The organism is Citrobacter freundii complex sp. CFNIH9 (genome assembly GCF_002903305.1).
Taxonomy (GTDB): domain Bacteria; phylum Pseudomonadota; class Gammaproteobacteria; order Enterobacterales; family Enterobacteriaceae; genus Citrobacter; species Citrobacter portucalensis.
The window spans coordinates 3708682-3719896 of record NZ_CP026238.1 but is presented as its reverse complement, the minus strand read 5'-3'; the positions used below and the strand labels follow the sequence as shown (position 1 = coordinate 3719896).

At 55.4% G+C, this 11215-nt stretch carries 7 protein-coding genes; 6 read left to right on the top strand and 1 reads right to left on the bottom strand.

Features of this window, described 5'->3' with window-relative positions; translation table 11 throughout:
* From fdx to sseB, 4 genes are all read left to right on the top strand, one after another.
* A complete protein-coding gene (gene fdx / locus C2U43_RS19005; protein ID WP_003037690.1) occupies nucleotides 1–336 on the top strand; it encodes an ISC system 2Fe-2S type ferredoxin in 336 nt (111 codons plus the stop codon).
* An 11-nt stretch (nucleotides 337–347) separates the two neighbouring features.
* Nucleotides 348–548: a Fe-S cluster assembly protein IscX gene (gene iscX / locus C2U43_RS19000; protein WP_003037694.1), complete on the top strand. Its 201-nt coding sequence runs from the start codon at nucleotides 348–350 to the stop codon at nucleotides 546–548.
* A 61-nt stretch (nucleotides 549–609) separates the two neighbouring features.
* Nucleotides 610–1893: an aminopeptidase PepB gene (pepB, locus tag C2U43_RS18995; protein WP_008785461.1), complete on the top strand. Its 1284-nt coding sequence runs from the start codon at nucleotides 610–612 to the stop codon at nucleotides 1891–1893.
* A 70-nt stretch (nucleotides 1894–1963) separates the two neighbouring features.
* Nucleotides 1964–2740, top strand: a complete 777-nt coding sequence (gene sseB / locus C2U43_RS18990) for an enhanced serine sensitivity protein SseB (RefSeq protein WP_016157136.1) — start codon at nucleotides 1964–1966, stop codon at nucleotides 2738–2740.
* A gap of 43 nt (nucleotides 2741–2783) precedes the next feature.
* Here the strand turns inward: sseB and sseA are convergent, their stop codons facing one another.
* Nucleotides 2784–3629 (bottom strand): 3-mercaptopyruvate sulfurtransferase, encoded by an 846-nt coding sequence (gene sseA / locus C2U43_RS18985; RefSeq protein ID WP_057068032.1) that lies wholly within the window; start codon nucleotides 3627–3629, stop codon nucleotides 2784–2786.
* A 206-nt stretch (nucleotides 3630–3835) separates the two neighbouring features.
* Here sseA and C2U43_RS18980 point away from each other — a divergent pair, with 206 nt between their 5' ends.
* Nucleotides 3836–8770 carry an alpha-2-macroglobulin family protein gene (locus C2U43_RS18980; protein WP_103285638.1) on the top strand — a complete coding sequence of 1645 codons (4935 nt, stop codon included), beginning with the start codon at nucleotides 3836–3838 and terminating at the stop codon, nucleotides 8768–8770.
* Nucleotides 8771–11083: a peptidoglycan glycosyltransferase PbpC gene (pbpC, locus tag C2U43_RS18975; RefSeq protein WP_103285637.1), complete on the top strand. Its 2313-nt coding sequence runs from the start codon at nucleotides 8771–8773 to the stop codon at nucleotides 11081–11083. It begins immediately after the preceding gene.
* Nucleotides 11084–11215 lie beyond the last annotated feature (132 nt).

Sequence of the window (11215 nt, the reverse complement as noted above, 5' to 3'; positions counted from 1 at the left end):
ATGCCAAAGATTGTTATTTTGCCTCATCAGGATCTCTGTCCCGATGGCGCAGTTCTGGAAGCTGAGACCGGCGAAACCATTCTCGACGTTGCCCTGCGTAACGGGATCGAGATTGAACACGCCTGTGAAAAATCCTGTGCCTGCACTACCTGCCACTGCATCGTGCGTGAAGGTTTTGATTCTTTGCCGGAAAGCACAGAAGAAGAAGACGACATGCTGGATAAAGCCTGGGGACTGGAGCCGGAGAGCCGTTTAAGCTGTCAGGCGCGGGTAACCGAGGACGATTTAGTGGTCGAAATCCCACGTTACACAATCAATCATGCGCGTGAGCATTAACAGAGGGTAGTATGGGACTGAAGTGGACCGATAGCCGCGAAATCGGCGAGGCGCTGTATGACGCTTTCCCCGATCTCGATCCCAAGACCGTTCGTTTCACCGATCTGCACCAGTGGATCTGTGACCTGGAAGAGTTCGATGATGATCCTCAGGCATCGAACGAAAAAATCCTTGAGGCCATTTTGCTGGTCTGGCTGGACGAAGCCGAATAAGTCAACGGGCTGCCCACGGGTGGCCCGTTTTCCTGTATGCGCGAAAATAAGGATAAATAAAATGACAGAAGCCATGAAAATTACGCTTTCCACGCAACCCGCCGATGCCCGCTGGGGTGAAAAGGCGACATACAGCATTAATAATGACGGCATTACCCTGCACCTGAACGGAAAAGATGACCTCGGCCTTATCCAGCGTGCTGCGCGTAAAATCGACGGCCTGGGTATTAAACACGTTCAACTGGACGGTGAAGGCTGGGATACCGAACGTAGCTGGGCGTTCTGGCAGGGCTACAAGGGACCAAAAGGCACCCGCAAAGTTGAGTGGGCTGCTCTGGACGAAGCGCAGCGCAAAGAGCTGGATAGCCGTCTGAAGATTATTGACTGGGTGCGCGATACTATTAACGCCCCGGCAGAAGAGCTGGGCCCGGAACAGCTGGCGCAGCGCGCTGTTGATCTGCTGTGCTCCGTCGCGTGCGATAACGTCTCTTACCGCATCACCAAAGGTGAAGATCTGCGCGAGCAGAACTACATGGGCCTGCATACCGTGGGTCGCGGATCTGAACGTCCTCCAGTGCTGCTGGCGCTGGACTACAACCCAACAGGCGACAAAGAAGCCCCGGTTTATGCCTGCCTGGTTGGTAAGGGAATTACTTTTGATTCCGGTGGTTACAGCATCAAGCAAAGCGCATTTATGGACTCAATGAAGTCCGACATGGGCGGTGCGGCAACGGTCACCGGCGCGTTGGCATTTGCCATCACCCGTGGTCTGAACAAGCGCGTGAAGCTGTATCTGTGCTGCGCGGATAACCTGATTAGCGGCAACGCCTTTAAGCTCGGCGACATTATTCACTATCGCAACGGTAAAAAAGTTGAAGTGATGAATACCGATGCCGAAGGACGTCTGGTGCTGGCCGATGGCCTGATCGATGCCAGCGCGCAGAAACCGGAACTGATCATTGATGCTGCCACGCTGACCGGCGCGGCGAAAACCGCGCTGGGCAACGATTACCACGCGCTGTTTAGCTTTGATGATCAGCTGGCTGCTCGCCTGCTGGCAAGTGCGGCGCAAGAAAACGAACCGTTCTGGCGTCTGCCGCTGGCAGAGTTTCACCGTAGCCAGTTGCCGTCGAACTTTGCCGAACTGAATAACACCGGCAGCGCGGCTTACCCGGCTGGCGCAAGCACCGCGGCGGGCTTCCTGTCCCATTTCGTGGAAAACTACCAGCAGGGCTGGCTGCATATCGACTGCTCCGCAACCTATCGCAAAGCGCCGGTTGAGCAGTGGTCTGCGGGCGCAACCGGTCTGGGTGTGCGCACGATTGCGAATCTGCTGACCGCATAATTTATTACTGTATTGCCGGATGGCGCTACGCTTATCCGGCCTACATGTATTCATCCAATTTGTGATACTTATGTCCGAAACAAAAAACGAATTAGAAACATTGCTGGAACAAGCGGCAACAGAGCCTGCGCATCGTCCGGCATTTTTCCGTACTTTACTGGAATCCACAGTCTGGGTGCCGGGTACTGCCGCAGAAGGCGAGGCGGTGGTTGAAGACAGCGCTCTCGACCTGCAGCACTGGGAAAAAGAAGACGGCACGACCGTGATCCCGTTCTTCACTTCTCTGGAAGCCCTGCAGCAGGCGGTGGAAGATGAGCAAGCATTTGTCGTTATGCCGGTGCGTACGTTGTTTGAAATGACGCTCGGCGAAACGCTCTTTCTCAACGCGAAACTGCCGACCGGCAAAGAATTTATGCCGCGTGAAATCAGCCTGCTGATGGGGGAAGAGGGGAATCCGCTCAGCACCCAGGAAGTACTGGAAGGCGGTGAATCGCTGATCCTCTCTGAAGTCGCTGAACCTCCGGCGCAGATGATTGACTCGCTGACCACGCTGTTTAAAACCATTAAGCCGGTAAAACGCGCGTTTCTCTGCTCAATCAAAGAAAGCGCGGAAGCCCAGCCGAATCTGCTGATTGGTATTGAAGCGGAAGGGGATATTGAAGAGATCATCCACGCTGCTGGCAGCGTCGCGACCGATACGCTGCCGGGCGATGAACCTATTGATATCTGCCAGGTGAAGAAGGGTGAGAAGGGCGTGAGCCACTTTATCACTGAGCATATCGCACCGTTCTACGAACGCCGCTGGGGCGGTTTCCTGCGCGACTTTAAACAGAACCGGATTATCTAAATTGTAGGCCGGATAAGCGAAGCGCTATCCGGCTTTTCCAGCTTTATAATTGCGGTTCTACCGGTAAATCGTTGCGCGCTCCCCATTCGCTCCATGCGCCGTCATACAATGCGACGTCAGAAACGCCCAGCGTGGCAAGTGCCAGCACGATGACGGCAGCCGTTACGCCGGAGCCGCAGCTGGCGATAATAGGGCGGTCAAAGCTCACGCCGTGGCTGAAGAAAATAGCATCCAGCTCATCGGTGGTTTTCAGTTCGCCGTCACGAACCAGTTCTGTCCACGGTACATTAAGCGCACCCGGCACATGACCACGTTTCAGACCAGGACGCGGCTCGTCAACTTCGCCATTAAAACGCGCAGCCGGACGGGCATCGACGATCTGCGCCGTTTTTTCATGACTGGCCAGCAGTACATCGGTAACGCGCACAACTGCGTCAGGCGTAAAGGCCACGTTAAATTCACCTTCAGGTAAATCCTCATCGCCTTCCTTGAGCATTAACTCATCGCGCTTCCAGCCTGCCAGACCGCCTGCCAGAATGGAGACATTTTCGACGCCAAATGTCCGCAGCATCCACCATGCGCGTGGCGCGGAAAACAGATTACCGTCATCGTAGATAACCAGATGCTTATCCTGATCAACGCCCAGCTCGCGCATCGCAACGGCAAAGGCTTCGGGGCGTGGCATCATATGCGGTAGCGGTGAGGTATGATCGGAAAGCGCTTCAATATCAAAAAATACTGCGCCAGGAATATGGCCCGCACGATACTCCTCGCCAACATCGCGATCTTCCTGTCCTGGAGGTGCCATCCGGGCATCAAGAATTTGTATTTCCGGGTCGTCAATGTGTTCGGCAAGCCAGTCGGCAGCGACAAAGAAGGCGGTGGTCATAGGCATCTCCATTTTTACCAGGTTTTGGCAAATTGTCGGATGTTTACCGTAAAGCGACAAGTAAAACAGGCTGATTTGTCAGGTGAATCCACATTAATCACTTAAATTAAGACAACGTTGTTCAGTTACTGACTTCCACAGCCGGAAATCTGACGCATAATAGTTGTTCTACGTAGCTAACGGGCCACTACGGCCAGGGATGAAAAATGAAACATTTACGCGTAGCGGCCTGCATGCTGATGCTGGCACTGGTCGGGTGCGATAATAATAACGAAAAATCACCGACGGCTGCGAAACCTGACTCGCCAGCTCCCCAGACTGCGCCAGTAAAAGACAAGGCCCAATTACAAAAGCTGGTGCAACAAAGCCAGGGCAAGTCGCTGACGCTGCTGGATGCCTCAGAGGTCCAGCTCGACGGTGCGGCAACACTCGTTTTGACCTTCTCCATTCCCCTCGATCCAGAACAAGATTTTTCCCGCGTCGTGCACGTTGTTGATAAAAAAAGCGGCAAAGTGGATGGTGCCTGGGAGCTGGCGCCAAATCTGAAAGAGCTGCGCTTACGCCATCTGGAACCTAACCGGGAACTGGTGGTGACCATTGAGCGTGATTTGCTGGCGCTGAATAAAGCGACGTTCGCTATTGATTATGAAAAAAACATTACCACCCGCGATGTACAGCCAAGCGTTGGGTTTGCCAGTCGCGGCTCGCTGTTGCCGGGAAAAGTAATTGAAGGCCTGCCGGTAATGGCCCTCAACGTTAACAGCGTGGATGTGAACTTCTTTCGTGTGAAGCCTGAATCGCTCGGCGCATTTGTCAGCCAGTGGGAATACCGCAATTCGTTGACGAACTGGGAATCTGACAATCTATTGAAAATGGCGGAACTGGTGTATACCGGACGCTTTGACCTCAATCCTGCGCGTAACACCCGTGAGAAGCTGCTGCTGCCGCTGAGCGATATCAAGCCGTTGCAGCAAGCAGGAGTTTACATCGCGGTGATGAATCAGGCTGGACAATACAACTACAGTAATGCCGCTACGCTGTTCACGCTCAGCGATATTGGTGTGTCTGCGCACCGTTACCATAATCAACTTGATGTCTTTACGCAGAGTCTGGAAAACGGCGCTGCGCAGCAGGGTATTGAGGTCACGTTACTCAACGAAAAAGGACAGACGCTGGCGCAGGCTACCAGCGACGCGCAGGGTCATGTCAAACTGGAGACTGATAAAGACGCGGCTTTATTGCTGGCCCGCAAAGACGGGCAAACCACGCTGCTGGATCTGAAACTCCCGGCGTTGGATCTGGCTGAATTTGATATTGCCGGTGCACCGGGATACAGCAAACAGTTCTTTATGTTTGGTCCCCGTGACCTCTATCGTCCTGGCGAAACGGTGATCCTCAACGGATTACTGCGTGACAGCGACGGCAAAACGTTGCCCGACCAGCCGGTGAAGCTGGAGGTCGTGAAGCCTGACGGGCAAGTGTTACGTTCGGTGGTTAGCCAGCCGGAGAACGGTCTGTACCGTTTTAGCTGGCCGCTGGACACCAACGCGCCAACCGGTATGTGGCATATTCGTGCTAATACGGGCGACAACCAGTCACGGATGTGGGATTTCCACGTCGAAGATTTTATGCCTGAGCGGATGGCGCTCAATCTCTCCGCCAATAAGATTCCGGTGGCTCCGGCTGATGAAGTGAAGTTCTCGGTAGTGGGCTACTACCTGTACGGCGCGCCTGCTAACGGCAATGCTCTGCAAGGGCAGCTTTTCCTGCGCCCGCTGCGCGAAGCGGTGCAGGCATTGCCGGGGTTCCAGTTTGGTAATATTGCCGAAGAAAACCTGTCCCGTAGCCTCGATGAAGTTCAGCTTACGCTGGATGAACACGGTCGCGGCGAAGTGACCACCAACAGCCAATGGCAGGAGACGCACTCCCCGTTACAGGTGATCCTGCAAGCCAGCCTGCTGGAGTCAGGTGGCCGCCCGGTGACGCGTCGGGCTGAACAAGCCATCTGGCCTGCGGACACGCTGCCGGGTATTCGTCCGCAGTTTGCGGCAAAAGCCGTCTATGACTATCGCACTGATACCACTGTGAATCAGCCTATCGTTGATGAAAACAGCAACGCCGCTTTCGACATTGTTTATGCCGATGCGCAGGGCGAGAAAAAAGCGGTGTCCGGTTTGCAGGTGCGTTTGATCCGCGAGCGCCGGGATTATTACTGGAACTGGTCTGAAGGCGAGGGCTGGCAATCACAGTTCGATCAAAAGGATCTGGTTGAAGGTGAGCAGACTCTGGATCTTAAGGCCGATGAAACCGGTAAAGTCAGCTTCCCGGTTGAGTGGGGTGCCTATCGTCTGGAAGTGAAAGCCCCGAATGATGCGGTGAGCAGCGTACGCTTCTGGGCAGGTTATAGCTGGCAGGATAACAGCGACGGCAGTGGGGTTGTGCGTCCCGATCGCGTGACTCTGAAACTGGACAAACCCAGCTATCGTCCTGGCGATACCATGAAGCTGCACGTTGCCGCTCCTGCTGCTGGCAAAGGTTATGCGATGGTGGAATCCAGCGAAGGCCCGCTGTGGTGGAAAGAAATAGACGTACCGGCGGATGGTCTCGATATCTCCATCCCGATTGATAAAACCTGGAATCGCCACGATTTGTATCTCAGTGCACTGGTGGTTCGTCCTGGCGACAAGTCCCGTTCGGCCACGCCAAAACGGGCGGTTGGTTTACTGCATTTGCCGTTAGGTGATGAAAACCGTCGTCTGGCGCTGGCGCTGGAAAACCCGGCGAAAATACGTCCAAACCAGTCGTTGACCGTCAAGATTAAAGCCAGCGTCAAAAATGGCGACGTACCAAAACAGGTTAACGTGCTGGTCTCTGCCGTTGATAGCGGGGTGTTGAACATTACCGATTACGCCACGCCAGATCCGTGGCAGGCATTTTTCGGACAAAAACGCTATGGCGCGGATATTTATGATATTTACGGCCAGGTGATCGAAGGGCAAGGGCGGCTGGCGGCACTGCGCTTTGGTGGTGATGGCGATGAATTAAAGCGCGGCGGTAAGCCACCGGTCAATCACGTCAATATCGTGGCGCAACAGGCGTTGCCGGTCACGCTCAACGAGCAGGGCGAAGGTACGGTGACGCTACCGATTGGTGATTTCAACGGCGAGCTACGGGTAATGGCACAGGCCTGGACGGCGGATGACTTTGGCAGCAGTGAAAGCAAGGTGATTGTTGCCGCGCCGGTAATTGCTGAACTGAATATGCCGCGTTTTCTGGCGGGAGGAGATACCTCGCGACTGACGCTGGACGTGACTAACCTGACTGACAAACCGCAAACACTGAATATTAAGCTCGCGGCCAGCGGTTTACTGGAGCTGATGGGACAAGATCCTGCTCCATTGAATCTGGCACCAGGCGTACGGACTACGTTGTTTGTTCCGGTGCGTGCGCGGGAGGGGTTTGGCGATGGCGAAATTCAGGCAGAAATTAGCGGTCTGACTTTACCGGGTGAAACGCTGCCAGTTCAGCATAAACAGTGGAAGATTGGCGTGCGTCCGGCGTTCCCGGCGCAAACCGTTAATAACGGTGTCGCACTTCAACCGGGCGCAACCTGGCAGCTTCCGGGCGAAGAACTGACCAATTTCTCCCCTGCAACGATGCAGGGACAACTGCTGTTCAGCGGTAAGCCGCCGCTGAATCTGGCGCGTTATATCCGCGAACTGAAGGCTTACCCTTACGGCTGCCTGGAGCAAACGGCGAGCGGGTTGTTCCCATCCTTATACACCAATGCTGCGCAATTGAAGGCGTTAGGTATTGTGGGCGACAGCGATGAAAAACGCCGCGCGGCAGTCGATATTGGGATTTCTCGTTTAGTGCAGATGCAGCGTGATAACGGTGGTTTCGCGCTGTGGGATAAAAACGGATCAGAAGAGTACTGGCTGACTGCGTATGTCATGGATTTCCTCGTTAGGGCAAATGAACAGGGCTACAGCGTCCCGGTAGAGGTCATTAACCGTGGCAACGAGCGGCTGCTGCGCTATTTGCAGGATCCAGGAGTGTTGTCGATTCGCTATACCGACGACTCTTCAGCAAGCCGGTTTGCCGTACAAGCCTACGCCGCGTTGGTTCTGGCTCGTCAGCAAAAAGCCCCGCTTGGCGCACTGCGTGAAATCTGGGAGCGACGCGCTCAGGCGGCCTCTGGTTTACCGCTGTTACAACTGGGAATTGCGCTGAAAAATATGGGCGATGCTAACCGCAGTGAACAGGCGTTGACGCTGGCGCTGAATACGCCGCGCCGCGATACGCAACAGTGGATGGCGGATTACGGCAGTGCGTTACGGGATAACGCGTTGATGCTGGCCTTGCTCGAAGAGAACAAGCTCAAACCTGAAGAGCAGAACACGTTGCTGAATACCCTGTCAGAACAGGCCTTTGGTCAGCGCTGGCTTTCTACTCAGGAAAATAATGCGTTGTTCCTTGCCGCGCGTACGTTACAGGACTTGCCAGGCACATGGCAGGCGCAAACGTCACTCTCGGAGCAACCGTTAGCCGGGGAGAAATCGCAAATCCGGAATCTGGATGCCGATGCGCTGTCTACGCTGAGCGTCACCAATAGCGGTAATCAACCGCTGTGGCTGCGTCTGGATGTGAGCGGTTATCCGCAAACCTCACCGACGCCTGCCAGCAACGTTCTGCATATTGAGCGTCAAATTCTGGGGCTCGACGGAAACAGCAAATCGCTGGATTCTCTGCGCAGCGGCGAGCTGGTACTAGTCTGGCTGGAGGTGAAAGCCAGCCAGAACGTACCGGATGCGCTGGTGGTTGACTTACTGCCAGCAGGACTGGAACTGGAAAACCAGAATCTGGCCAACGGCAGCGCCAGCCTGCAGGATAGCGGTAGCGAAGTGGCGAATCTGCTTAATCAGATGCAGCAGGCAGATATCCAGCACGTTGAGTTCCGTGACGATCGCTTTGTCGCTGCGGTGGCGGTCAATGAAGGACAACCGGTTACGCTGGTCTATCTGGCGCGAGCGGTAACGCCGGGGACCTACCAGGTTCCCGTCCCACAGGTGGAATCAATGTATGTTCCGCAGTGGCGCGCGACCGGTGCGACAGAGGGACTTTTGATTGTCAGACCGTAAATGATGCGCGGGTTGGGTAAACGCAGCTGCTGGCTCTGGCTGGCAGCTGTTGCGCTATTGATTGTGGCGGCAGTTTGGGCGGCAGATAAAATCTGGCCGCTGCCCTTGCACGAAGTCGATCCGGCACGGGTCGTGGTGGCACATGATGGTACGCCACTCTGGCGCTTTGCCGATGCCGAAGGTATCTGGCGGTATCCGGTAACGATTGATGAGGTGTCGCCCCGCTACCTTGAGGCGTTAATTAACTATGAAGACCGCTGGTTCTGGAAGCATCCCGGCGTCAATCCGTTTTCAGTACTGCGCGCAGCATGGCAGGACCTCTCCTCTGGGCGTGTGGTTTCGGGCGGCAGTACGCTCACCATGCAGGTCGCACGATTACTCGATCCCCATCCGCGAACCTTCGGCGGCAAGTTTCGCCAGCTCTGGCGCGCATTGCAGCTGGAATGGCATCTCTCCAAACGCGACATCCTGACACTGTATCTCAACCGTGCGCCGTTTGGCGGTACGCTGCAGGGCGTCGGGGCGGCAAGCTGGGCCTATCTTGGTAAATCACCCGCGCATTTGAGTTACTCCGATGCCGCGCTACTGGCTGTTTTGCCACAGGCACCGAGTCGCCTGCGTCCGGATCGCTGGCCGGACCGTGCTGAAGCGGCGCGTAATAAAGTACTCGAACGTATGGCGAGCCAGGGTATTTGGCCTGCCAAACAGGTACAGGAGTCGCGTGAAGAGCCTGTCTGGCTGTCACCCCGGCAAATGCCGCAGTTAGCGCCGTTATTCTCGCGCATGATGCTGGGAAAAAGCCGGAGCGATAAAATCGTGACTACCCTTGATGCCGGATTGCAACGTCAACTGGAAGAGCTGGCGCAGAACTGGAAGGGGCGCTTACCTGCACGCAGTTCGCTGGCAATGATTGTGGTCGATCACACCGATATGAGCGTGCGTGGTTGGGTGGGGTCGGTAGATATGAATGACGACTCCCGCTTTGGTCATGTGGATATGGTGAATGCGATCCGTTCGCCTGGCTCGGTATTGAAGCCGTTTGTTTACGGTCTGGCGCTGGATGACGGACTCATTCATCCCGCTTCGTTGTTGCAGGATGTCCCGCGGCGAACCGGAGATTATCGACCGGGGAATTTTGACAGCGGTTTTCATGGCCCGGTGAGTATGAGCGAAGCGCTGGTAAGGTCGTTGAATTTACCCGCCGTGCAGGTGCTCGAAGCCTATGGTCCGAAGCGCTTTGCCGCATCGTTACGTAACGTCGGCTTACCGCTGTATCTGCCTGCAGGGGCTGCGCCGAATCTGTCGCTGATTTTAGGTGGCGCGGGGGCAAGGCTGGAAGATATGGCCGCAGCGTACAGCGCCTTTGCCCGTAAGGGAAAAGCGGGAAAACTGCGTCTGCAGCCGGGTGACCCACTGCTTGAACGTCCGTTGATGTCGGCGGGCGCGGCGTGGATTATTCGCCGTATTATGGCCGACGAAGCGCAACCGCTGCCGGATAACGCACTGAGCAGAGTGGTTCCGCTGGCGTGGAAAACGGGCACCAGCTATGGCTATCGCGATGCCTGGGCGATTGGCGTTAACGCCCGTTATGTGATCGGTATCTGGACTGGCAGACCAGACGGAACGCCGGTGGTGGGCCAGTTTGGATTTGCCAGCGCCGTGCCGCTGCTCACTCAGGTCAACAATCTTTTGCTCTCTCGCGGGACAAATCAGCCGGAAGATCCACGTCCTGATTCCGTGAGTCGCGGCGTGGTGTGCTGGCCGGGCGGGCAATCCCTTGCCCCAGGAGACAGCAACTGCCGTCGCCGTCTGGCAACCTGGTTACTGGATGGCAGTCAGCCGCCAACGTTATTATTGCCCGAGCAGGAAGGGGTTAATGGCATTCGTTTTCCTGTCTGGCTGGATGATGAAGGCAAACGTGTGGCGGCGGATTGCCCGCAGGCGCACGAGCAAACGTTAATCGTCTGGCCGTTGCCGCTGGAGCCATGGCTACCTGAATCAGAACGCCGTGGGGCGAGATTACCGCCAGTTTCTGCCACGTGTCCGCCGCTGGGACAAGACGCTTCGCAGCCATTGCAGTTGACAGGCATTCGTGATGGCGCGATTGTGAAGCGTTTACCCGGTTCTGCTCAAGCCTCATTGCCGGTGCAAACCAGTGGTGGGAGCGGTGAACGCTGGTGGTTTCTTAACGGTGAAAGGCTGGAAGAACGAGGACGTCGTCTTACGCTACGGCTGGCGACTAAAGGGGATTATCAACTGCTGGTGATGGATGACGCTGGTCAGGTAGCGACGGTGAGATTTTCGATGCAGTAGACCAGTTGGTGACTGTTTGTTGCTAAAATTCATCTTATTTTAAAGAAATGTTACCTTCATCAATAGTCAATTGCCGGGATGCTCTTTATAATCCGCGCCAGGTCGTACATCTATATAGACAACAACAGAACA